The sequence below is a fragment of the Burkholderia sp. MSh2 genome, assembly GCF_000731655.1.
Lineage (GTDB): Bacteria > Pseudomonadota > Gammaproteobacteria > Burkholderiales > Burkholderiaceae > Burkholderia > Burkholderia paludis.
Genome location: NZ_JPGM01000098.1, coordinates 1 through 23,709 on the forward strand (window position 1 = coordinate 1; position 23,709 = coordinate 23,709).

Genomic DNA, 23,709 nt, shown 5'->3' on the forward strand with positions numbered 1-23,709 from the left:
GCCTGCGCCGCCTTCTCCCGCCCCTCGCCCCACCGCTGCGCAACCCGGTACGCGACGAGCGACCCGGCCACGGCGAGCAGCATGGGCACGAGGCTGTCGTGATTCGCGCGCGTGAATTCGAGCAGCAGCACGACCGCCGTGATCGGCATCTGCATCGACGCGGCAAGGAACGCGGTCGCGCCGACGAGCGCGCACCCGCCGATCGACGCGCCCGGCCACACGAGGCTCCACAGCCCGCCGAGCACGATGCCGAGCAGCGCGCCGTTCGCGAGGCCCGGGGTCAGCAGGCCGCCCTCCGCGCCGGCCCGCAGGCTGCCGGCCTCGATCAGCACCTTCAGCACGAGCAGCGCGGCGGCAAGACCGATCGTCAGCGTGCCGTCGAAACCGAGCGACGCCGGGCCCTTGCCATTGCCGAGCAGTTGCGGGAACCGCATCGCGAGCAGGCCGATCACCGCGAAGTTGACCAGCGCGAGCACCGGCAGCCGCCCGTCCTTCGGTGCATCGGCCCGCGCCCGGGTCGTGAGCCGCACGAACCCGTACGCGGCGAAACCGAACAGCGGCCCGCAGACGATCGACCACGCGACGAGCGGCGCACTCAGCACGAACGGCGGCACCGTGTACTGGTGTTCGTTGCCGAGGCCGATCCACGCGACGGCCGCCGCGATCGCCGAGGTCACGACCGCGACGACCAGCGCGCGCCGTTCGAACGTGCCGAGCAGCACTTCGAGCACGAAGATCGCGCCGCCGAGCGGCACGTTGTAGACGGCCGCGAGCCCCGCGCCGGCGCCGCACGCGACCATCAACCGGCAATCGTCCGGCGTGAGCCCCGCGGCATGCGCGAGCCGGCCGGCGAGCAGCGAACCGATCTCGCGCGGCGCGACCTCGCGGCCGAGCGGCGAGCCGAGCGCGACGGTGACGATCTGCAGCAGCGCGTGAACCGTCGTGCTCACGACCGGCATCCGCGGATCGGCCGCGCGTACCGCGCGACGAATGCTGACGAGCGGCCGGCCGTAGCGGTAGAGCGCCCACCAGCCGCCGCCCGCGACGATCCCGCAGACGATCAGCACCGCGAGCCGGCGCAGCGGATCGGCGTCGGTCACACCGGACAGGAAACTCTCGTTGCCGATCACGTGCGCGACGCTGTAGCCGTACGCGACGTGCTGGATCGCATGCAGCAGCAGCGCGAGCAGCATGCCGCCGAGGCCCGCGCCGAGGCCGGTCAGGATCGTGACGGCGGCCATGCGCGAAAACGGGCTGGCGGCGGGCGAAGAGGCTGCGGGGGCGGACGGAAGATCGGGACGCATGGGCTCGGCGGACGGAGATCGATGGGGCGACGCGCAGCACGCACGCCGCCGTCAGGATCGCATCGTAGGCTCGCCGCTCTCATGAGACAAACGTATTTTTCGAATTGACTCATGCATTTTGTGAATACATCACTCCGGCCTGCCGTGACGGCCGGCCTCCGGGCCCGTCACTCCGGATAAGCGATGCGCTCCGGTTCGCGCCGCATGATGACCCGCCCGTGCCGCACCGACAGCGTCGCCTTCGCCTGCCGGCGTACCGCCTCATAGTCGCTTTCCGCGTCGAGCACGACGAGATTCGCCGGACGCCCGACGGCAATGCCGTAGCGGTCGCCGAGATGCATCGTTGTCGCGCTGTGGTCGGTCACGAAGTCGAGGCAGCGCTGCAGATCCTGGTAGCCCATCATGTGGCAGATATGCAGGCCCGCATCGAGCACGCGCAGGATGTTGCCGTTGCCCAGCGGATACCACGGATCCTTGATCGAATCCTGTCCGAAGCACACGTTGATGCCCGCGCGGTCGAGTTCCGCGACGCGCGTGACGCCGCGCCGCTTCGGAAACGCGTCGAAGCGCCCCTGCAGGTGAATGCTCTCGGTCGGACACGAGACGAAGTTCAGGCCCGCGCGCTTCAGCAGCCGGAACAGCTTCGAGCAGTATGCGTTGTCGTACGAGCCCATCGCGGTCGTGTGGCTCGCCGTCACGCGCGCGCCCATGCCGCGCACGCGCGCCTCCTCCGCCAGCACTTCCAGAAAGCGCGAATGCGGATCGTCGGTCTCGTCGCAATGCACGTCGACGAGGCAGCCGGTGCGTTCCGCGAGATCCATCAGGAAGCGGATCGAGCTGACGCCCTGCTCGCGCGTGTTCTCGAAATGCGGAATCCCGCCCACGACGTCCGCGCCCAGGTCGATCGCCTGCTCCATCAGCGCGCGGCCGCCGTCGAACGACTCGATGCCCTCCTGCGGAAACGCGACGATCTGCAGGTCGATCTGCCCGCGCGCCTCGTCCTTCACCTCCAGCATCGCCTTCAGCGCGGCCAGCGTCGGATCGGTGACGTCCACGTGCGTGCGCACGTGCTGGATCCCGTGGTCGCGCAGCATGCCGATCGCCGCATGCGCACGCGCCTTGGTGTCCTCGCGGGTGATCGTCGCCTTGCGTTCGGCCCAGCGCTCGATGCCCTCGAACAGCGTGCCGCTCATGTTCCATGCCGGCTCGCCGGCCGTCAGCACGGCATCGAGGTGGATATGCGGTTCGACGAGCGGGGGAATCGCGAGGCGGCCGCCCGCGTCGATATCGTCGTGCCCGGTGGGCGCGGCCGGCGCCGACTGCGCATCGACCCGCGCAATCGCGCCGCCGTCGATGCCGATCGTGAACAGGCCGTCGCGGCCGCGCAGGCGTACGTTGAACAGATTCATGTGGAGACCCCTCGTGGCATGCATGAAGACGGCCGCGCGATTCGTGTCGCAGGCCGTGCGATCCGGTTGACGAGTATGGACGAAAAGCGGCGCTGCGCGCACGCGCATCGCATTGCATCGCCGCCGCCATTCACATGCCCGCGCCCCGGATCCCGGGTGCGAGCGGCCCGTTCTCCACGCGCGCCCCGCGTCGACCGGGCGCCGCGCCGCATCCCGCACCTGTTGCAACGGCGCGACGTCCGGCCTGCACCGCACGGAGGCCGCCCGCGCGCGATCGCGCGGAAACCGCCAGCGTGACACGCGCGCGGCGTGTCGTGTCGGTTTTGTGAAGGACTCTTGCCGGTTCCGGAAAGGTGCGCTCGCGGCGCCCGGCGGCCTTGTGCGTGCGGCGCATTCCTATACTTGCGCCGAACTTTCGTACCCGCATCCACACGCAGGAGCCTCTACATGAAAAAAACCCTCGTCGCCGGCGCATGCACCGCCGCGCTGTTCGCCCCGCTCGCCCACGCGCAAAGCTCGGTCACGCTGTACGGCCTGATCGACGCCGGCATCGTCTACACCAACAACGTCGGCGGCGCGTCGCTGTGGCGCCTGAACAGCGGCACCGTCAACGGCAGCCGCGTCGGGTTTCGCGGCACCGAGGATCTCGGCGGCGGCCTGAAGGCGCTGTTCGTGCTCGAGAACGGCTTCAACGTGAACAACGGCGGGCTCGGGCAGGACGGCAAGCTGTTCGGCCGCCATGCGTACGTCGGCCTGAGCCAGAACGGCTACGGCACGCTGACGCTCGGCCGCCAGTACGACACGATGGTCGATTTCGTCGCGCCGCTGTCGGCCACGGCCGGCGACTTCGGCGACGCGAGCTTCGCGCATCCGTTCGACAACGACAACCTGAACCACTCGCTGCGCATCAACAACGCGGTCAAGTACACGAGCGAGAACTATGCGGGCTTCAGGATCGGCACGATGTACGCGTTCTCGAACGCGACCAGCTTCGGCGCGAACCGTGCGTACAGCCTTGCGGCGAGCTACGCGAATGGCCCGCTGAAGCTGGCCGGCGCCTACCTGCAGATGAACGGCACGAAGGGCTCGACGAGCGCCAGCGCCGGCGCGACCGACGTCGCCGAAGCGAAAAGCCTGAACCAGGGCGGCTGGTCGGTCGGCGCGGACCGCATGCGTTCGTACGGCGGCGGCGCCAGCTACGTGTTCGGCCCGGCGACCGTCGGCTTCGTCTATACGCGCTCGCAATACGACAACTCGGGCGCGTTCGGCTCGACCGGCCAGGTCGCGTTCAACAACTACGACGTGAACGTGCGCTATGCGGTCACGCCGGCCGTCAGTCTCGGCGCGGCCTACGTGTACACGGACGCCAGCGTATCGAATCCCGACAGCAAGCACGGCACCGACCCGAAGTGGCACCAGGTCGACCTGCAGGCCGTCTACAAGCTGTCGCGCCGCACGGACGTATACGCCGAGGCGATGTACCAGCACGCGTCGGGCCGCGGCTACCAGGCGTTCATCAACGGCTCGGGCGGCGCATCGAGCACGGCGAACCAGATCGTCGGCACGATCGGCATGCGCACGCGCTTCTGACCGGCGCGAGGCAACGTCGCCCGCCGGCAGCGAATCCGCGCCGGGTTCGTGCGCCGCGCGCGACGTGCCCCAATGTTGTGCCATCTGGAAGGCAGCCTGCCTGGAATCGGGGTTTTTACGCATGCGTGCGCTGCGTAGACTGCCTTCGAAGGTCCGGGGCACACGCAGTACGTGCGAACCCCGGCCGCCTACCCCGTACCCAGGAGAACCTCGTGAAATCGCTCGTCGTTACCGCCGCCGCTGCCGTCCTGCTTGTCGCACCGGCCCTGTCGTTCGCCCAACAGGCACAGTCGCCCGTCACGCGCGCGCAAGTGCTGCAGGAACTGGCCGATCTCGAATCGGTCGGCTTCAACCCGGCGCGCGGTGAATCCAACAACTACCCGGACGACATCATGGCGGCGCAGGAGCGACTCCGCGAAAAGCGTCTCGCCGAACAGAAGGCCGCGCACGCCGCATACGGCCCGGCCGGCGCGCCTGCGACGGAATCGGGCGCACCGGTCCGGCCCGCGCTGTAAACGGCATGACGATGCGCGCCGCCCGCGACATCGATGGGCCGCGGGCGCGGCGCGCGTCGTGCCTGCGCGAGCGGCGCGGCCGGCACGAAACGGCCGGCGGCCCGGCAATGCGCCGGCGCGCGTCCGGCGCTCAGGCGGCCTGCGGCTCGCGGTCGATCGTGTTCAGCATCTCGACGTCGCGGGCGATCATCCCCGGCACCTGCGCGCGCAGCATCTCGACCCAGGTCCGCACCTTCGCATCGACGAAGCGGCGCGACGGATACAGCGCATATACGTTCATCTTCTGCAGGATGTGGGTGGGGAGCACGCGCACGAGCGTGCCGTCGCGCAGCGCGTCGATCGCCGAGTACAACGGCAGCATGCCGATCCCGATGCCGTCGCGGATCGCAAGGGCGAGGGATTCGGCCGTGTTGGTCTGCACCGGCCCCGCGACGTGGATCTGCTCGACGCCCTCGGGCCCTTCGAGCACCCATTCGTGCGTCGGGAAGGCCGGCGTGCACAGCGTCAGGCAGGCGTGCGCCGCCAGATCCTGCGGACGGGCCGGCACGCCGTGCCGCTTCACGTAATCGGGCGACGCGCACAGGATGCTGAAGGTCGAGCCGAGCAGGTGCGACACGAGTTCCGAATCGGGCAGCGACGAGGCGGTCACGACGGCCATGTCGCTCGTGCCGTCGAACAGGTCGGGCATGCGCTGCGACAGCGACAGCTCGATCGACACGTCCGGATATTGCGCGTGATAGCGCGTCAGCGCGGGCAATACATAGTGATGACCGACGCTCGCGAAGCTGTGCATGCGCAGCACGCCGGCCGGCCGTTCGTGCGCGCAGCTCGCTTCCTCTTCCGCGCGGTCGACGTCGGCGAGGATCTGGCGGCAGCGCCGCAGGTAGCTTTCGCCGGCCGACGTCAGCGCGAGACGGCGCGTCGAACGATTCATCAGACGGGTGCGCAGGCGTGCCTCGAGTTCCGACACCGCGCGCGACATCGCGCCCGTCGTCGAATTCAGCGATTGCGCGGCGGCGGTGAAACTGCCCGTCTCGACGACGCGCGAAAACACCCGCATGTTTTGTAGGGTATCCATTCCTGTGAGCAACCTGTAGCGGAGCCGCTATTTTCCTCTACTGCATGCGACAGATTGTTACTCCGGCTGCAACTATCGTTTCCCCGCAACTACGTTAATGCCCGGGCCCGGCCCTCCTACAATCGGCGCCTCACCAGTCGAACGGCCCCGTCCGGACGCGCCGCGGCACCCTGCCCGTCGCCGCACGGGCCACCTCCAGTCATGAAGCCACAACCTGTGATCGAGCACCCTTCCGTCGAACCGGCACGATGGAGGACCTGGCTCGATCCACTCGGCGACGCGGCGCGCGACTGGGCCGCCAGCGACGGCCTGATCTGGCTGCACCTCGCGAAAACCGTACTCGCGGCGCTCCTGGCGATGGGTATCGCGATGCGTCTCGAGATGTCGCAGCCGCGCACGGCGATGACGACCGTGTTCGTGCTGATGCAGCCGCTGTCGGGGATGGTATTCGCGAAGAGTTTCTACCGCGTGCTCGGCACGGCGGCCGGCCTCGTCGCCGCGCTCGCGCTCGGCGGGCTGTTCGCGCAGCAGCCCGAGCTGTACACGGCCGGCATCACGCTGTGGATCGGCGGCTGCATCGCGCTCGCGGTGCGCAACCGCCACTTCCGCTGGTACGGCTTCGTGCTCGCCGGCTACACGGCGGCGCTGATCGGCCTGCCGGCCGTGATGACGCCGGAGACGCTGTTCCAGTCCGCGCTCACGCGCGCCGCCGAAGTGGCGCTCGGCATCGCGTGTTCGGGCGCGGTCAGCGCGCTGATCCTGCCGCTCAGTTCGGCCAAGGCGCTGATGCGTTCGCTCGGCGCGCGCCACGCGACGTTCGCGGCCTTCACGGCCGGCGCACTCTCGGGCGACGTCGCCCGCGGCGATTTCGAGCGGCGCTTCGCCGACTTCGTCGACGACATCGTGGGTTTCGAGGCCAACCGCGCGTTCGCGTCGTTCGAGGATCCGCACATTCGCGCGCGCAGCCGCCGGCTCGCACGCCTGAACAGCGAATTCATGAACGCGTGCACGCGGCTGCATGCGCTGCATCAGCTCGTCAAGCGGCTGCGCGCGACCGGCGCCGACGCGGTGCTCGAGGCGCTGGCGCCGCACATCGACGCACTCGCGCAACGGTTCGCCGCGCTGCGCGACGAGCGGCAGCGCGGCATCGCGCCGGCCACCGGCGCGCTGCTCGAACTGCGCCGCTTTCACAGCGCGCTGCCGAAGGCCGCGCGCGCGTCGCGACGCCCCCTCGAGGACCATGCGGCCGGCGGCCTGCTCGACTTCGATACCGCGATCGAGCTGCTGTACCGCTTCATCGGCGAATACCTCGGCTACGCGGACACCTACGCGTCGCTCGACCAGGACGATCACGCGTTCGAACGCTCGGTCACGCACTACGCGCTGAAGACGAACACGTTCTTCGTCGGCTTCGCCTTCCTGCGCACGATCGTCGCCGTCGGCGCGATGAGCGCGTTCTGGATCGCGTCGGAGTGGTCGAGCGGCCCGCTCGCCGTGATCGCCACCGCGATGGCCTGCGCGCTCAGCTCGACGTCGCCGCGCGCACCGAAGTTCGTCGCGCAGATGGGCGTCGGCGCGGCGTTCGCGACCGCCGTCGGCTACCTGTTCCTGTGCTACGTGTATCCGAACATCGACGGCTTCCCGCTGCTGTGCGCGGCGCTCGCGCCGGTGCTCGGCATCGGCGCGTTCCTCGCGATGCGGCCGGGCCTGTCCGGCTACGGGATCGGCTTCGCGGTGTTCTTCTGCCTGCTCGCCGGCCCCGACAACACCATCGCGTACACGCCCGAGGTGCTGATCAACAACGGGCTGGCCATCGTCGTTGCGTTGCTCTCCTGCTCGATCGTGTTCGCGGTCGTGTTCCCCACCCACATGCCCTGGCTGACCGGCCGTATCGCGCACGACCTGCGCCGCCAGGTCACGCTGGCGTGCGAAGGCGCGCGGGACGGCCTCGCGCAGCGCTTCCAGTCGAGCACGCACGACCTGATGGCGCAACTGCGCACGCTGCTCGTCCGGCGCACGCGGCAGCATCGCGACGCGATGCGCTGGATGCTGTCGACGCTCGAGGTCGGCCACGCGGTGATCGATTTGCGCGACGAGCTGGACGCGTTCTGTGCATCGAAGCCGCCCCAGACGCTGCGCTGGACCGGCTCGATCGACGAGGTGCTGCACGAGCTGCCGCGCTTTTTCGACGATCCGACGCCCGGCCATCACGCGCGCACGCTGAAATCGGTGAATCTCGCGATCCGCGCGGCGCAGCACACGCTGCAGGCGTGGTACGCGGTGCCGGACGCGCGCCGCAGCATGCAGCGGATCGTCGGCTGCCTGCACTTCATGCGCAGCGCGCTGCTGGACAAGGACGCGCCGTTCAACCGCCACCGTCATTGACGATCGATGCGCCCGCAACGGGATCCTTGTTCCGGATGGAAATATGCTCTACAGACCCGGTGATTAATCTTTAAGCAGTGCGAGCCTATAGTTTCCTCACTGCCAGCGAGACTGGCACTCACCAGGAGAAACCGAAATGAAGCCGCTGCACCTCGCCCTCGTTGCCCTGTCGCTCACCGCCGCTGTCGCCCATGCACAGCCGGCGCAGACCGACGCCGCCCAGCAACAGGCGAACCGCGCCGAAGCCGTGCAGGCCGCCGGCCGCGTCGATCATGCGCAATCGAAGCAGGACGACCCGAACGCCTGTGTCGGCCCGGTCAGCTTCTGCAACATCTACTTCGGCAGCTGAGCATGACGCCGCGTCGTCACGGTCAGGCCCGCGTCGCCCGCATTGCATGCGCGGGCGAGCGGCGCGCCGGCCGATCGCCGCATCGCCGCTCCGATCCACGCCGCTTCGATTGAAGCGGCGCATGCCGTTTCAGGCGCCGCGCCCCGGCCGCCAGCCCACTTCGCGCAACGCATCCAGCAAGCGCGCCTGCCCCAGCCCTTCGACCCGCACGCCGCGCGACTCGACGTCGCCGCCCGCGACGAGCGCATTCACGATCGCTTCCTCCACCGCTTCCGCCGCCGCGACGAACAGCGCGGAAATATGGTCGTTGTTGACCATCTTCACGGCCGTGACCGGCGCGCCCCGGGTGCCGTAGTTCGCCGCCGGCACGCCGTCGTTGCCCGTAGCGAACGCCAGAAAGATGTCGCCGCTCGAATCCTCCGTGCCGCCGCCGACGCGCGCGAGCCCGACGCTCGCACGCTGCGCGAGGCGCGTGCACTGATGCGGCAGCAGCGGCGCATCGGTCGCGATCGTCACGACGATCGAGCCCATGCCGGCCTCGCCTTGCGGTTGCGCGGCGCGGAACGGCGACGGTAAGTGCCGCAGCACTTCGCCGACCGGGTAGCCGGCCACCCGCAGCATCTCGCGCACGCCGTAGTTGGCCTGCACCAGCGCGCCGACGGTCCAGCCGCCCGCCTCGGCCGCGAGCACGCGCGACGCGGTGCCGATGCCGCCCTTGAACTCGTGGCAGATCATGCCCGTGCCGCCGCCCACGCCGCCTTCCTCGACCGGCCCCGACTGCGCGGCGGCCAGCGCGCGCTGCACGTGCGCGGCGCTCACGTGCTGCCCCCAGATGTCGTTCAGCAGCCCGTCGTAGGTTTCCATCACGACCGGCATGCACCAGTACACGCGGCCGGCCGCCGCATCGCGCTCGTTCGCGACGAGCGCATCGCGCACCGCGCCGACGCTGTGCGTGTTCGTATAGGCGATCGGCGTCGTCAGCAGGCCGGCCTCGCGGATCCATTCGAGCCCCGTCGCGTCGCCGTTGCCGTTCAGCACGTGCACGCCCGCGAAACAGGGCGAATCGTGTGCCGCGCCCGCGCGCGGCTCGATGACGGTAACGCCGGTGCGGACCGATGCGTCGCCGTTCGCGACGTTCAGCGTGCAATGCCCGACCCGCACGCCCGGTACGTCCGTGATCGCGTTGAAGCGGCCCGGCGTGCCGAGTCCGATGCGGATGCCGAGATCCCTCGTGCGCATGATGCAATTCCTCCAGTGTTTCATTGGTTCGGTGTTTCGGTGCTGCATGGTGACGATCCGGCGCTCAGAGCGTGCGGAATGCTTCGCTGTGGCGCGCCCAGACCGCATACATCACGAGCGCGGCAACCAGCAGCCCCGCGATGATGATCAGGTCGGTCGGCTTGGTTGCCGTCGCCAGCGTCGTATAGAGCGTATACCCGGCGCCCGCGACCGCGACGAGCGGCGTCACGGGCCACAGCGGCATCCGGTAGTGATGCTCGACGTCGCGGCGCACGAGCCGGCTCGCGAGCGCGGCGAGCCCGACGACCAGGTAGATCAGCAGCAGCAGGTCGACGGTGAACGCGGTCAGCTCGTCGAGGCTCGACACGAACACGAGCCCCGCCGACGGCACCGCGAGCGCGAGCGTCGCCAGCCACGGCGATTCGAAGCGCGGATGGATCGTCGAGAACGCACGGTTGCAGGTGCGCGACCAGAGCGCGTGCCGGCCGCTGCTGTACAGCAGGCGGCCCATCGCGATCACGATCGCGATGATCGCATTGAACACCGACAGGAAGATCCCGCCGCTGACCACGCGCGACACGGCCGGGTTGCTCAGCGAGCGCACGACATAGCCGATCGGGTCGGCGCTCTTCGTCAGCTCCGTCAGCGACGGAGCGCCGAGCACGATCGCGGTGAGCGGAACCAGTTCGACGACGAGGATCACGAGCAGCGAATAGATCACCGCCTTCGCGACGTTGCGGTTGCCACCGCGCAGGTCTTCCGCGAGATAGGCGGCCGAGCCGAAGCCGTTGTAGCAGAAGATCGCCGTGCCGATCGCGGGCACGATCGCCGCGAGCGTTGCGGGCACCAGCGCGTTGCCGCTCGCGACGACCGGCGCGATCAGCGCGTCGGCGCCGCGATGCGGCGTACCGAAGCCCAGGCCCGCGATCAGCATCAGCACGCCGATCTCGACCACGAGAAACGCGCCGGTGATCCACGCATTCGTCTTGATGTTCAGCATGCCGAGCAGGTAGCTGAGCAGCACGATCGTCAACGCGACCGACTGGTTGCCGAAGTGCGTGCCGAGCGCGCTGTTCAGGTACGGCGCGGCGCCGCTCGCGAGTACGGCCGGGATGAACACGCTGACGGACAGCACCGTGACGAAGGTCAGGTAGCCGGGCAGCGTGCCGAACACGCGCTTGGCCATCACGTATTCGCCGCCCGCGCTGCGGTGCGCGGCGCTGAGCTCCGCGTAGCACAGCGCGAATGCGAGTGCGAGCACGCCGCCGAGCAGGAACGACAGCACCGCGCCGCTGCCGGCCTGCTGGATCGCGAACGGCGCGATCACGAAGATCGAGCTCGCGGGCGTCACGCCCGATACGGTGATCATCACCGCGTCGCGCACGCTGAGCGTCTGCGACAGCGCGCGCGGCGCGTCTTGCGTTTCGGGCGCCGCTTGCAGCGTGCCCGTCGATTCCGACATCATCGCCATTTCGTTCTCCTGTGCTCCTATCCGGGTTTTTTTTGAACGCCCATACTCGGGCCCGATTGATTGCGTGGCAGTCTAGGAAGCCAATTTCAGGACCGCTATTCCCCCTTCGTGTTACGCCCTTCCGGTGGTGGTATGGATCGTCTCTTTTCCGAAATCGCGATGCACCAGGCGCTCGGCCGCGCAATCGATCATCTCGGCCAGCCGCGCTTCTGGCGGTTCCTGGTGCTGCTGCTCAATGAAATGGCGCCGTTCGACAACGCGCTCGCGACCGCGATCGGGCGCGACGGCGTGCCGCTCGTGCTCGACGAATACGATACGGGCGGCACCGACGCCGCCTCGCCGGTGCCGCTTTACCTGAACGGGTTATATCTGCTCGACCCGTTCCTGCAGGCCGCGCACGACGGGCTCGCCGACGGCTGCTATCGGCTCGAGGAAGTCGCGCCCGACCTGTTCCGGCAGAGCGAATATTTCCTGAGCTACTTCCGCGACGCGGTGGGCGACGACGAGATCCAGATCCTCGTGCGGCCGAACGCCGACACGCTGTTGTCGCTGTCGCTCGGCGCGGGCACGCGCTTCGAGGTCGAGCCGCTCGGCAAGCTGACGGCCGCGATGCCGTGGGTGCTCGCGGCGATCCGGCAGCACTGGCGGCTGGTGGGCGACGCCGCGCGCGCGACGCCCGATGCGGATCTCGGCGCGCGCGTCGAGCAGGCGCTCGCCCGCTTCGGCGCGGGTGTGCTGACCGATCGCGAGATGTCGATCGCGAGAATGGTGCTGCGCGGCAACTCGTCGAAGGCGATCGCCGAGCGGCTCGCGATTTCACCGGAAACGGTGAAAGTGCACCGGCGGCATCTGTATGCCAAGCTCGGGATTGCGTCGCAGCCCGAGCTGTTTTCGCGGTTCATCCAGGCGCTGGGGGAAAATCCGGCCGGATGAGCGCGCCCCGCCCAGGCCCCGGCGCGGATGGCAACGGGCGCGGAATCGGGCACTATCCGGGTAGCGCCGCGCCCCGCACTCGTCCGTTGACGCAGGCGCGGATGCGCGGTCGACTACAACGCTGCCCGGAAACAGGAATCCCGATCCATGTCGCTCATTCCGCTCGTCGGACTTGGCTGGTTGCTGCTGTGCGCGCTCAGCGCCGCGTCGATCGTGCTCGTGCCGCCCGTGGTGCTGGTCGCCTGCCTGATGGGCAAGAACGTCTGGACGATGCTGACCCGCGGCCGGCTGCAGTTCGCGTTCCTGGCCTACCTGGGATCGGCGCCGGTGCCGGCGGTCTTCACGTTCCTGCTGGAAGCCGGCGCCGCGGCCGGCAATGCGGGCGGCGTGGCGCCCGACAGCCTGCATCAATGGAACGAACGGTGTTTTTTCGTGTTCGCGGGCGCGGCCGCGGTGTGCGGCCTGCTGTTGCTGCTTCGGCCGAAAGACGGGAAAGCGGCGGACGCCGAACCGTCGCGGTCCGTGCGGTAGCCGGCAGCCGCTTGCCCGCCATGCCGCCCTCCCCGCTGCCGGCGGGCCCGCGTCGCGCGCCGGCAAGGCCGACCGCCCGACCGGCCGGCAGCACGACCGCCGCCGCGCTCAGGGTCTCGACGCGCCGGCCGGCTCGATCTCGAGGTGCAACGGCCGATCCGGCCGCAGCGTGACGTTCAGGACGGGCTTCGGCGCCACCGCCCCGGCCGGCACCGACAGCACGTAGCGCTGCAGCACCATGGCGGCCACGACCGTCATCTCCGTCATCGCCAGATGCTGCCCGAGGCAGACGCGCGGCCCCGTGCCGAACGGCATGTATGCGCCGCGCGGCAACGCCGGCGCATCGTCGGCGAAGCGCTCGGGCCGGAACGCATGCGGCTGCGGAAACCATCGCTCGTCGAGATGCATGAGCTGCACCGGCAGCATGAACAGCGTCCGCGCGGGAAACTGCCACGCGCCCAGCGCGATCGGCCGCGTGGCGCGCCGGCTGATCAGGATCGGCGCGGCCGGGTACAGCCGCATGGTTTCCTCGATCGTCTGCGTCAGGTAGCGCAGCGCCGGACGCGTGTCGGTGGTCGGTGCGTGCCCGCCCAGCACGCGCACGACCTCGTCGCGCGCGGCGGCCTGTGCGGCCGGATTCGCGGCCATGCACCACGCCCACCAGGTGAGCGTGGCCGCGGCCGTTTCGTGCCCTGCCAGGAACGCCGTCATGCATTCGTCGTGCACGGCCTGCAGCGGCCACGCGCGCGAATCGGCGCGATGCAGCCGCAGCAGGCGCGACAGCAGGTCGTCGGGCCAGCCGCGCTCGGGTTGATCGAGACGCGCATGCAACTGCCGGTCGATCAGCCCGTTCAGCATCGCCATCGCGCGCACCTTGCCGCGCTTCCACGGCATCCAGTCGGGCATGCTTGCGGGCTGGTAGAACGCGGCGTTGGCGGCGGCGCTCACCACGCGCACGGCATCCTCCGCCGCGCGCGCATCGTCGCCGATCGCATCGGAGAATATCGTGCGCATGATCACGTCCATCGCCAGCGACGTCAGCGCGCTTTCGACCGGCCAGTCCCGATCGCGCGCGGGCCACTGCCCGAGCCCGCGACCGGCCGCCCCCGCGATCGACGGCACGAACGCCTGCACCGGTTTCGGCATGAAGCTCGGCTGCAGCGCATGCCGCTTGTCGCGCCACGCGTCGCCCTCGGCAACCAGCACGCTATGGCCGTGCACCTGCTCGAACACCCGGACGCCGCGCTCCCAGCGTCCGAGTGCATCGTGATGCGTGACCAGCAGCTCGCGGGCCAGCGCGGGATCGGTCACGACCGCCGCGTGCTCGGGCCACATGCGCAAGTGCACGACGTCGCCGTACGTGCGCTGCCAGCCGGCGAGCGTACCGAGCAGGTCGCGCGACATCGCGCGCAACAGCCCCCAACCCGTCAGGCCGGCAGGCGGCCCCGGCGGCCACACGCCGGGCGGGTGAAGCACGGGCGCCGAAGCCGCGGCGTCCGCATGGAATGGACATTGGGAAGTGGATCGCGTGTTCATGGGCAGGATTGTCCGTGCCGGCCCGCGGGCCGTCTTGAACGCAAACGACATCGACAGGCCTGCGGACCGTCCCTATACTCCGGCGTCATGTGCTCCGGCCCGCCTCCCATTCCGTCGTCGTGCCCCCATCCGCTTGCGCGCGCGCCGCGCGCGGTCGTCGGCGGCCGGTCGCCGCGTACGCGGCTGCACGCCGCGCCGGCCGCGCTGCAGGGCGCGGTCGTCGCGATCGCGTTGTCCGACACGCGCGGTTTCGTGCTGAGCGACGCCCAGCGACTCTCGCATTTTCCGGCTACGCCGCTCGTGTCCCTGTCGTGGTTTCGGGGTCTCGACGCCGGCTTGATCGAAGACACCGCCGACGGCCCGCGATGGCGCCCCTTCGGCGCGGCGGCAACGCTGGCGGGCAGTCACTCGGCGCCCTCCGTCGCCTGGACGCCGACCAGCGGGCAGATCGGCATCATCTGTTTCACCGCCGATGCGGCGCGCGTGCTGTTCGGCATCGCGCTGGCCGACCTCCACGACCGCGTCCAGGACGCGTACGCCTGCCTCGGCGACGACTGGCGGCCGCTGCTCGATGCGCTGCTCGCCGCGGATCGCGACACCGACGCGCTGGCGGCGATCGAGCGTCATCTCGCGCCGCGCTGGCGGGCGCTGCGGCCGCCGACGCCGCTGTCGTCGCTCCGCAACGCGGGGCGCGGTTGGGTCGAACGCCTCGCGCTGCAGGCCCGCGAATGGCGGCACACGTACAGCCCGCGGCAGGTCGAGCGGCGGATCAAGACCTACAGCGGCCGATCGCTGCGCGAATGGCAAACGCTGGTCAGAACGGAAAGCGCGTTCTTTGCGGCGCGCGACCGGTTCGAAGCCGGCAACGCGGTCAACTGGGCCTCGCTCGCGCTGGACGAAGGGTTTGCCGATCAGGCGCACCTGAGCCGCGAGGTCAAGCGCATCACCGGATTCTCGCCGAGCGAATTCACGCAACGTTTCATCGAGGACGAATCGTTCTGGATGTATCGACTGTGGGTGTGACGAACCACGCACGCCTCTGAGCGCCCCGCCGATTCGCGTATGCCGCCGATGCGGCGATGGCTGCGTCATGGTGGCGAAGTCCCGTGTCACGGCGCAACCGGGCCCCGGATACCCCCTCGCTGAATGCCGAGCGCCACAGCCGATCGGGCGTCGTCCCGATGCGGAAACATGTTCGAAGCGACTGACCGGCGCCGGCTTTGCGACCGGATCGCTCCCGGCATCGCCCGGCGAATGGTCGCGCGGCCGGCGGCGCTTGCCCGCCGGCCGGTTGCCCGATTCGAGGCGCGCGGGCATGATGTCGCGAACCCCGACGGCGGCCGTGCGGACCGTTTCCCGAATCGCACCGGCCCCCGTGCCGGCCGGGAGACGCTTCGCGTACGGCCACCGTTGCCTACTTCCGTCCGCTCATGTCACTACGCGCATTCAGAACGCTGGTCGCGATCGCCCGATACCGGACCTTCGCGCGCGCCGGCGAAGCCGTCGGCCTCACCCAATCGGCGGTGAGCCTGCAGATCAAGACGCTGGAAAGCGAATACAACGTGCAGTTGTTCGACCGCTCGCGCCGGCAGCCGGTGCTCACCGAGGCCGGCAACATCCTGCTCGCGCAGGCCGAGCAGGTGCTCGCGATGGTCGACCGGATTCCCGATGCGCTCAGCGACGAGAAGCGGCTCGTCGGCCGCCTGCGGATCGGCGCGATCCAGACCGCGCTGTCCGGCCCGCTCCCCGACGCGCTGCTCGCGCTGCGCGCCGCGCATCCGGGGCTGCGCGTGCACGTGTCGGCCGGCATGTCGGCCGAGCTGGCGAACCGCGTCGCGGCCGGCGAACTCGATGCGGCGATCACGACACGCCCGGTGCGCCCGCATCCGGCGGAACTGACGTGGACCACGCTGTACGAGGATCGCTTCTGGCTGCTTGCTCCGCCCGACCACGCGGAACGCGACGCGGTCGCACTGCTCGACGCGCTGCCGTTCATCCGCTTCGATGCGCAGGCGTGGGCCGGCCGCATGATCGCCGCCGAACTGCGCCGCATCGGCGTGCGCGTGCGCGAGGAAATGGTGCTGGACAGCGCGGAGACGATCGCGCGCATGGTGGCGCGAGGGCTCGGCGCGGCGATCGTCGCGCTCCCTGACGCGACGCTCGCGCGCCTGCCGCCCGTCACGCGCTTGCCGTTCGGCCAGCCGCAGATGGGGCGCGCGGTGGTGCTGCTCGAACACCAGTCGCGTCCGGCCGAACGTTTCGCACGCGCGCTGGCCGCCGAAATCACCGCGTCATCGATAAGAATTTCTCATTGAACACCCGATAATTAACAATTATTCCTGCTGCTTGCGCGTGTTAACTTGGTGCCATCGTCACTCTTTCGATTGCGTGCCGCCATGTTGCCCGCCGGATGGATTCCCGCCTCGTTCCGCTGCGTTGCCTGCCGGCCCCGCCGTGCCGCTCGCGCAGCCCGCCTGAAGGCGCGCCGATGATCGGCCCGGTCCTGCTCGCGCTGGCGCCGGTCGCGCTGCTGGTTGCATTCGGCCACGGCCTGCGGCGCACGGGCTTCATCGCCGGCGCGTTCTGGCCGCAGGCCGAGCGGCTGTGCTACTACGTGCTGCTGCCCGCGCTGTTCGCGGACGGCCTCGCGAATGCACGGCTGCAGGCGCTGCCCGTTTTACCGCTCGCGGCGGCGCTGGTCGGTTCGACCGCGCTCGCCGCGGCGCTTCTCCTGCTGGTCCGCCCGTTCGTGCGGGTCGACGGCGCCGGCTTCACGTCGGTGTTCCAGGGCGCCGTGCGCTTCAACAACTATGTCGGCACCGCGCTGGCGGCCGGGCTGTTCGGGGCGCAAGGCGTCGCGCTCGCGGCCGTGTGCGTCGCGGCGATCGTTCCGACCGTCAACCTGATGTGCGTGCTGGTGTTCGCACGCTACGGCGACACGCGGCTCGGCGCGGGCGCGCTCGCACGCCAGATCCTGTCGAATCCGCTCGTCGTCGCGTGCTCGCTCGGAATCGCGATGCAGGCCGGCGGCGTCGCCTTCCCGGCGGCCGTCGCGCCGGCCGTGCGCGCGCTCGGGCTCGCGTCGATGCCGCTCGGCCTGCTGTGCGTGGGCGCGGCGCTGCAATTCGATGCGGCGCGTGCGTGGCTGCAGCCGGTCTGCGTCGCGTCGGCGTTCAAGTTCATGGCCATGCCGCTCATCACGCTCGCGGCCGGCCGCCTGCTCGGGCTCGGCGACGCGGCGCTGACGGTCGCGCTGTTGTTCCAGGCGCTGCCGACGTCGTCGGCGTCGTACATCATGGCGCGCCAGCTCGGCGGCGACGCGCCGCTGATGGCCGGCATCACCGCGTTCCAGACGATAGCCGCGGCGCTCGCGATGCCGGTCGTGCTCACCGCGCTCGCGGCGGCGCCCGCGTTTCGCTGACGGCGCCGCGCCCGCTTCCTCTCCCCTGAATCAGCCTGCGGGCCGGCCATTGCGCGGGTCCCGTACCGTCACCCGTGCGCGGTCGCGCACGCGTTGCCGCAGGCGCCTTACGAGACACCCCGTTACATGAACGCTCCCGCTTCCTCCGCCGGCATCGTCGCCGCCCGCCCGCACGCGGCCATCTACGTGAAACTCACGCTCGTCGCGCTGTTCTGGGGCGGCACCTTCATCGCGGGCCGGATCCTCGCCGCGACGATGGCCGCGACCTCGGCGGCCACCGGCCGCTTCGCGATCGCCGCGCTGCTGCTGGTCGCGCTGACGTGGAAGATCGAAGGCGGCCTGCCGAAGCTGAACGGGCGCCAGATCGTCGCGACGTTCGGCCTCGGCGCGACCGGCATCTTCCTGTACAACGTGTGCTTTTTCGCGGCGCTGGCGCGGATGCCGGCCGGCCGCACCGCGCTGTTCGTCGCGCTGAATCCGGTCGCCACCGCCGTGCTGCTGTCGCTCCTCGTGCGCGGCGAACGGCTGTCGGCGGCGCGTTGGGGCGGCATCGGCGTCGCCCTGTTCGGCGCGCTGGTCGTGATCAGCCGCGGCGAGCTGCTGCGGGTGCTCACCGATCTCGGCAACACGTTCGGCGCCGGCGAGCGCTACATGCTGTGCGCGGTCCTGAGCTGGGCCGCCTATACGGTGATCGGCCGGCGCGCGCTCGACGGGCTGTCGCCGCTGACGGCCACGACCTACGCGACGCTGTGGGGCCTCGCGCTGCTGCTCGTCGCGAACCTGTTCGACACGCACGCGAGTAGCGCCGCGCCGCTGACGTGGCAGGCCGTCGCGTCGATGCTCTACCTCGGCGCGATCGGCACCGTCGTGGCGTTCGTCTGGTATTCACAGGGGATCCGCGAACTCGGGCCGGCCCGCGCGGCCGTGTTCACCAACCTGGTACCGGTGTTCGGCGTGCTGCTGTCGGTCGTGCTGCTCGGCGAGCCGCTGTCGCCGTCGATGCTGGCCGGCGGCGCACTCGTGATCGCGGGCGTCGCACTGACCAACCGCGCGCGGCGCTGACGCATCGGCATGCGCGCTGCGCCCGGGGACGGATACCGGTTCCCGCATCGCGGCAGCGCCCGCCGCGCGATTGCACGACGGCGGCGCCCGGCCGATGCGCCCCCGATCTTCTCGCAGCACGGCCAAAAACCGCCTATCGTGAATGAAGCGCTCCGTCTGCCGTCATTCGACCCTGCGTCGCTCGCACCGGCGGCAGCGGCATCGCGTTCCGGCCCCCTTCACCGCGATCCCCGCGCACGCTCGCCCGTGCCCGGTCGCGGCCGCCCACCGGATCATCAGGAGGCACTCATGAAAGCCGCGCTGCTCGTCAGCTCCGCCCTGCTCGTCGTCGCATCCGCGTCGGCGTCGGCCCAGGACTCGATCACGAAAGTCGAAAACGGTTCGCTCGTCGCCGCGAACGGGATGACCGTCTATACGTTCGACAAGGACAAGGCCAACGCCGGCACCAGCGCGTGCACCGGCCCGTGCGAAACCTTCTGGCCGCCCTACAAGGCCAGCGCGACCGACGTTCCGGTCGGGCCCTACACGATCGTCAAGCGCGACGACGGCAGCCCGCAGTGGGCGTACAAGGGCATGCCGCTGTACTTCTTCTCGAAGGACATGAAACAGGGCGACCGCAACGGCGACAACTTCAAGGACATGTGGCACGTCGTCATGCCGTAAGCAGGCGGCCGCCGTTTGCCGCGCATTGCGCGCGGACATGAAAAAACCCGCCCGGATCGCCGATCGGGGCGGGCTTGCGCGGCGTTGCGCCGGCCGCGCCGCAGGGTTCGGGCAGGCGGCCGGGACGCGTCAGCGGCTCGACGGGAAGCTGAACACCGTCCCCTCGCGCACGCCGGCCGACGGCCAGCGCTGCGTGATCGTCTTGCGCTTCGTGTAGAAGCGCACGGCGTCCGGACCGTACGCATGCAGGTCGCCGAACAGCGAACGCTTCCACCCGCCGAACGAGTGGTAGGCAACCGGCACCGGCAGCGGCACGTTGATCCCGACCATGCCGATCTGGATGTTGTCGCTGAACCAGCGCGCGGCCTCGCCGTCGCGCGTGAACAGGCACGTGCCGTTGCCGTATTCGTGCGCGTCGATCAGCGCCATCGCCTCGTCGAGCGACTTCAGCCGGATCACGCCGAGCACGGGCCCGAAGATCTCGTGCTGGTAGATCGGCATGCCGGGTTTCACGTTGTCGAACAGGCACGGGCCGAGGTAGTAGCCGCCGTCGTGGCCGTCGACCTTCACGCCGCGGCCGTCGACGACGAGCGTCGCGCCCGCCGCCACGCCCGCCTCGACGAAGCCCGTCACCTTCTCGAAATGCTGCTGCGTGACGAGCGGGCCCATGTCGACGCCCGCGCCGTTGCCCGGGCCGACCTTCATCTTCTCGATCTCGGCCTTCAGCCCCGCGACGACCCGGTCGCCGGTCTCGTCGCCGATCGCGACGACCAGCGGAATCGCCATGCAGCGCTCGCCGCACGAGCCGTACGCGGCGCCCATCAGCGCGTTCACCGCGTTGCCGATGTCGGCGTCCGGCATCACGACCGCGAAGTTCTTCGCGCCGCCGAGCGCCTGCACGCGCTTGCCGTGCGCGCAGCCGGTCGAGTAGATGTATTCCGCGATCGGCGTCGAGCCGACGAAACTCACGGCCTTGACGCGCGGGTCGGTCAGGAGCGTGTCGACCGCTTCCTTGTCGCCGTTCACGACGTTCAGCACCCCCGGCGGCAGTCCGGCTTCGAGCGCGAGTTCGGCCATGCGCAGCGTCGACGACGGCGTGCGCTCCGACGGCTTCAGCACGAACGTGTTGCCGCACGCGACCGCCATCGGCCACATCCACAGCGGCACCATCACCGGGAAGTTGAACGGCGTGATGCCGGCCGCGACGCCGAGCGCCTGGAACTCGCTCCACGAATCGATCGCGGGGCCGACGTTCTTGCTGTGCTCGCCCTTCAGCAGCTCGGGCACGTAGGTCGCGTATTCGACGTTCTCGATCCCGCGCTGCAGTTCGCCCATCGCATCGGCGAGCACCTTGCCGTGCTCGGCCGTGATCAGCGCGCACAGCTCGTCGGCGTGCTCCTCGAGCAGCGTCTTGAAGCGGCTCATCACGCGTGCGCGCTTCAGCGGCGGCGTGTTGCGCCACGCCGGGAACGCGGCCTGCGCGGACGCGATCGCGGCTTCGACGGTCGGCTTGTCGGCGAGCGCGACGCTCTTGTGCGATTCGCCGGTGGCCGGATCGAACACCGGCTGCACGCGGCTGCCGCCGTCGACGCGCTTGCCGTCGATCAGGTGGCCGATGGTGGAGGTCACATTGCTGTCGTGTTTCATCGTTGAGGCTCTTTCGTGAATTCGGTGGTCGCGTGAGGACGAGCCGCGGCTCAATCCACTTCGTTCAGCGCGTCGGACAGCGCGTTGACGAGATTGTCGATCTCGCGCTTCTCCGAGATGAACGGCGGCGCGAGCTGGATCGTGTCGCCGCCGTAGCGCACGTAGAAGCCCTTCGCCCAGCAGCGCATCGCGATCTCGTACGGGCGCCGTGCCGGCTCGCCCGGCAGCGCCGCGATCGTCAGGCCGGCGGCCAGCCCGTAGTTGCGGATGTCCGTGATGTGGCGCTGGCCTTTCAGCCCGTGCACCGCGGCCTCGAAATGCGGCGCGAGATCGCGCACGCGCGCCACCGCGTCTTCCTGCACGAGCAGGTCGAGCGCCGCGACGCCGGCCGCGCAGGCGACCGGGTGCGCCGAATACGTGTAGCCGTGCGGGAACTCGAGCATGTACTCGGGGCCGCCTACTGCCATGAACGTGTCGTAGATTTCCTTCGTGGCGACCACGCCGCCGAGCGGCTGCACGCCGTTCGTGACCTGCTTCGCGAAGTTCAGGATGTCCGGCGTCACGCCGAACGCGTCGGCGCCCGTCATCGCGCCGGCGCGGCCGAAGCCCGTGATGACCTCGTCGAAGATCAGCAGGATGTCGTGCGCGGTACAGATGTCGCGCAGCCGCTTCAGATAGCCCTTCGGCGGCACGACCACGCCGGCCGAACCGGAAAACGGCTCGACGATCACGGCCGCGATGTTCGATGCGTCGTGCAGCGCGATCAGGTCGAGCAGGCGGTCGGCCAGCTCGGCGCCGTGCTCGGGCATCCCGCGCGAGAACTTGTTTTCGGCGAGTTGCGTGTGCGGCAGGAAATCGGCCTCGATGCCCTGGCCGAACAGCTTGCGGTTCGGCCCGATCCCGCCGACCGAAATGCCGCCGTAGTTCACGCCGTGGTAGCCCTTCTCGCGGCCGATCAGGCGCGTCTTCGTGCCCTTGCCCTTCGCGCGCCAGTAGGCGCGGGCCAGCTTCAGCGACGTGTCGGCCGCTTCCGAGCCCGACCCCGTGAAGAACACGTAGTCGAGGCCGGCCGGCGTCAGCGCCTTGATCTTGTTCGCGAGCTCGAACGACTTCGGGTGGCCGAACTGGAATGCCGGCGCGTAGTCGAGCTGCGCGACCTGGCGGCTCACCGCCTCGACGATCTCCGTGCGGCCGTGGCCGAGGCCCGTGCACCAGAGGCCCGACAGGCCGTCGAAGATCTTGCGGCCTTCGGCGTCGGTGTAATACGCGCCCTTGCCCGACACGATCATGCGCGGATCGGCCTTGAACTGGCGGTTGGCCGTGAACGGCATCCAGTGGGCGTCGAGCCACGCGGCGTCGGTACGGATGGTCGTGTCGTCCTGCTGCGCGGCGGTGGTGATGTCGGTCATGTCGGTCGGCGCGGCGCGCCCCTCCTTCTTGTGATGATGTTGCGCATTGTCGGGAGGCCAATTAGTCTCTTCAATATCGCAATATCAATGTTCACTTGCGCATCTATGCAAGCAATCAAACCGAAGAGCCGCGCGCTGCTCGGGCAGCTCAGCGACATGGATCTCCGCCTGCTGCGGGTCTTCAAGGGCGTCGTACAGTGCGGCGGGATGGCGGCGGCCGAACTGGAACTGAATATCGGCATCTCGACGATCAGCCGGCACGTGAAGGATCTCGAAACGCGCCTCGGCCTCGTGCTGTGCCGGCGCGGCCGCGCGGGCTTCACGCTGACGCCCGAGGGCCAGACGGTGTACGAGGAGACGTTGCGGCTGCTCGCGTCGATGGAGGCATTTCGCAGCAGGATCGACGGCATTCACGACCGGATGGGCGGCGAACTGCACATCGCGGTATTCGACAAGACGGCCACCAACGCGAATGCGCGGCTCGGCGACGCGATCCGCCGGTTCGCGGACGAGGCGCCCGGCGTCGCGCTGAACCTGCATGTCGCGTCGATCAACGAGGTCGAGCGCGGGATCATCGACGGCAGCTATCAGGTCGGGATCATTCCCGCGCACCGCAGTTCGGGCAGCCTCGTGTATGCGGAGCTGTTCGACGAACGGATGCTGCTCTACTGCGGCCGCCAGCATCCGCTTTACGATGCGCCGCACGGCAAGCTCACGTGGACGACGATCCGTCACCATGCGTTCGCGGGGCTCGGCTTCCATTCGCCGAACATGGAGCTGAGCCATCGCGCGAAGCTCACGCGCGGCGCGACCGCGTCGGATCAGGAGTCGATCGCGACGCTGATCCTGTCCGGCCGCTACCTCGGCTTCCTGCCGGATCATTACGCGGAAAGCTTCGAAAACAAGGGGCTGATGCAGCCGATCGCGCCGCACCGGTTCAATTACCGGTGCCGGTTCGTGAGCCTGCTGCGGCGCTCGCCGCGGCCGTCGCGGGCCGCGCTGCTGTTCCAGTCGTGCCTGGAAGCCGCGCACGCGGCGACGGTGCAGCCGGGAGCGTAGGCGATTCGCGGGAGGCATCCGGTGCCCTGGCGGTGCGTGGTGCGTGGTGCGTGGTGCGTGGTGCGTGGTGCGTGGTGCGTGGTGCGTGGTGGGGGCGGCGGGGGGGGG

20 protein-coding genes are annotated in these 23,709 nt (G+C 69.7%); 12 read left to right on the plus strand and 8 right to left on the minus strand.

Features of this window, described 5'->3' with window-relative positions; all coding sequences use genetic code 11:
• Together GQ57_RS35835 and codA are read right to left on the minus strand one after the other, a co-directional pair.
• The coding region (locus GQ57_RS35835) for a chloride channel protein (RefSeq protein WP_034200384.1) at window positions 1-1,304 on the minus strand (1,304 nt) is incomplete at its 3' end.
• A 167-nt stretch (window positions 1,305-1,471) separates the two neighbouring features.
• Entirely contained in the window at window positions 1,472-2,713 is a 1,242-nt protein-coding gene (gene codA, locus GQ57_RS35840; RefSeq protein WP_034200376.1) for a cytosine deaminase, read from the minus strand.
• A 447-nt stretch (window positions 2,714-3,160) separates the two neighbouring features.
• Here codA and GQ57_RS35845 point away from each other — a divergent pair, with 447 nt between their 5' ends.
• On the plus strand, window positions 3,161-4,303 hold the full coding sequence (locus GQ57_RS35845) for a porin (protein ID WP_034200377.1): 1,143 nt from the start codon (window positions 3,161-3,163) through the stop codon (window positions 4,301-4,303).
• A 212-nt stretch (window positions 4,304-4,515) separates the two neighbouring features.
• A complete protein-coding gene (locus tag GQ57_RS35850; protein WP_031402078.1) occupies window positions 4,516-4,818 on the plus strand; it encodes a DUF4148 domain-containing protein in 303 nt (100 codons plus the stop codon).
• Between the two features lie 130 nt (window positions 4,819-4,948).
• Here GQ57_RS35850 and GQ57_RS35855 read toward each other — a convergent pair whose 3' ends face one another.
• Entirely contained in the window at window positions 4,949-5,896 is a 948-nt protein-coding gene (locus GQ57_RS35855; protein WP_031402079.1) for a LysR family transcriptional regulator, read from the minus strand.
• Window positions 5,897-6,097: 201 nt separating this feature from the next.
• Between GQ57_RS35855 and GQ57_RS35860 the strand changes: the two genes are divergently transcribed.
• Both GQ57_RS35860 and GQ57_RS35865 read left to right on the plus strand, forming a co-directional pair.
• The gene (locus GQ57_RS35860) at window positions 6,098-8,281 is read left to right on the plus strand and encodes an FUSC family protein (RefSeq protein ID WP_031402080.1); all 2,184 of its coding nucleotides are present in this window, start codon (window positions 6,098-6,100) and stop codon (window positions 8,279-8,281) included.
• A gap of 136 nt (window positions 8,282-8,417) precedes the next feature.
• Window positions 8,418-8,630: a hypothetical protein gene (locus GQ57_RS35865; protein ID WP_031402081.1), complete on the plus strand. Its 213-nt coding sequence runs from the start codon at window positions 8,418-8,420 to the stop codon at window positions 8,628-8,630.
• 129 nt (window positions 8,631-8,759) lie between these two features.
• Here the strand turns inward: GQ57_RS35865 and GQ57_RS35870 are convergent, their stop codons facing one another.
• Complete coding sequence (locus GQ57_RS35870; RefSeq protein ID WP_034200378.1) at window positions 8,760-9,869, minus strand: P1 family peptidase; 1,110 nt, start codon at window positions 9,867-9,869, stop codon at window positions 8,760-8,762.
• 64 nt (window positions 9,870-9,933) lie between these two features.
• Entirely contained in the window at window positions 9,934-11,340 is a 1,407-nt protein-coding gene (locus tag GQ57_RS35875; protein ID WP_034200379.1) for an APC family permease, read from the minus strand.
• Between the two features lie 132 nt (window positions 11,341-11,472).
• Here GQ57_RS35875 and GQ57_RS35880 point away from each other — a divergent pair, with 132 nt between their 5' ends.
• Window positions 11,473-12,273: a helix-turn-helix transcriptional regulator gene (locus tag GQ57_RS35880; protein ID WP_031402084.1), complete on the plus strand. Its 801-nt coding sequence runs from the start codon at window positions 11,473-11,475 to the stop codon at window positions 12,271-12,273.
• 147 nt (window positions 12,274-12,420) lie between these two features.
• On the plus strand, window positions 12,421-12,804 hold the full coding sequence (locus GQ57_RS35885; protein ID WP_031402085.1) for a hypothetical protein: 384 nt from the start codon (window positions 12,421-12,423) through the stop codon (window positions 12,802-12,804).
• Window positions 12,805-12,912: 108 nt separating this feature from the next.
• On the opposite strand, the gene GQ57_RS35890 is transcribed toward GQ57_RS35885, so the two are convergent.
• On the minus strand, window positions 12,913-14,340 hold the full coding sequence (locus GQ57_RS35890; protein WP_034200380.1) for a cytochrome P450: 1,428 nt from the start codon (window positions 14,338-14,340) through the stop codon (window positions 12,913-12,915).
• A gap of 87 nt (window positions 14,341-14,427) precedes the next feature.
• On the opposite strand from GQ57_RS35890, the gene GQ57_RS35895 reads away from it, so the two are divergent.
• From GQ57_RS35895 to GQ57_RS35915, 5 genes are all read left to right on the plus strand, one after another.
• Window positions 14,428-15,363 carry a helix-turn-helix domain-containing protein gene (locus GQ57_RS35895; RefSeq protein WP_031402087.1) on the plus strand — a complete coding sequence of 312 codons (936 nt, stop codon included), beginning with the start codon at window positions 14,428-14,430 and terminating at the stop codon, window positions 15,361-15,363.
• 407 nt (window positions 15,364-15,770) lie between these two features.
• Window positions 15,771-16,655, plus strand: coding sequence for a LysR substrate-binding domain-containing protein (locus GQ57_RS35900; RefSeq protein ID WP_034200381.1), 885 nt, complete (start codon window positions 15,771-15,773; stop codon window positions 16,653-16,655).
• A gap of 173 nt (window positions 16,656-16,828) precedes the next feature.
• The gene (locus GQ57_RS35905; protein ID WP_034200385.1) at window positions 16,829-17,761 is read left to right on the plus strand and encodes an AEC family transporter; all 933 of its coding nucleotides are present in this window, start codon (window positions 16,829-16,831) and stop codon (window positions 17,759-17,761) included.
• A 126-nt stretch (window positions 17,762-17,887) separates the two neighbouring features.
• Window positions 17,888-18,823 carry a DMT family transporter gene (locus GQ57_RS35910; protein ID WP_034200382.1) on the plus strand — a complete coding sequence of 312 codons (936 nt, stop codon included), beginning with the start codon at window positions 17,888-17,890 and terminating at the stop codon, window positions 18,821-18,823.
• Window positions 18,824-19,111: 288 nt separating this feature from the next.
• The gene (locus tag GQ57_RS35915; protein WP_031402091.1) at window positions 19,112-19,486 is read left to right on the plus strand and encodes a COG4315 family predicted lipoprotein; all 375 of its coding nucleotides are present in this window, start codon (window positions 19,112-19,114) and stop codon (window positions 19,484-19,486) included.
• Between the two features lie 129 nt (window positions 19,487-19,615).
• Here the strand turns inward: GQ57_RS35915 and GQ57_RS35920 are convergent, their stop codons facing one another.
• Window positions 19,616-21,133 (minus strand): CoA-acylating methylmalonate-semialdehyde dehydrogenase, encoded by a 1,518-nt coding sequence (locus GQ57_RS35920; RefSeq protein ID WP_034200383.1) that lies wholly within the window; start codon window positions 21,131-21,133, stop codon window positions 19,616-19,618.
• 50 nt (window positions 21,134-21,183) lie between these two features.
• Window positions 21,184-22,542: an aspartate aminotransferase family protein gene (locus GQ57_RS35925; protein WP_031402093.1), complete on the minus strand. Its 1,359-nt coding sequence runs from the start codon at window positions 22,540-22,542 to the stop codon at window positions 21,184-21,186.
• 105 nt (window positions 22,543-22,647) lie between these two features.
• Between GQ57_RS35925 and GQ57_RS35930 the strand changes: the two genes are divergently transcribed.
• On the plus strand, window positions 22,648-23,601 hold the full coding sequence (locus GQ57_RS35930; protein WP_031402094.1) for a LysR family transcriptional regulator: 954 nt from the start codon (window positions 22,648-22,650) through the stop codon (window positions 23,599-23,601).
• Window positions 23,602-23,709 lie beyond the last annotated feature (108 nt).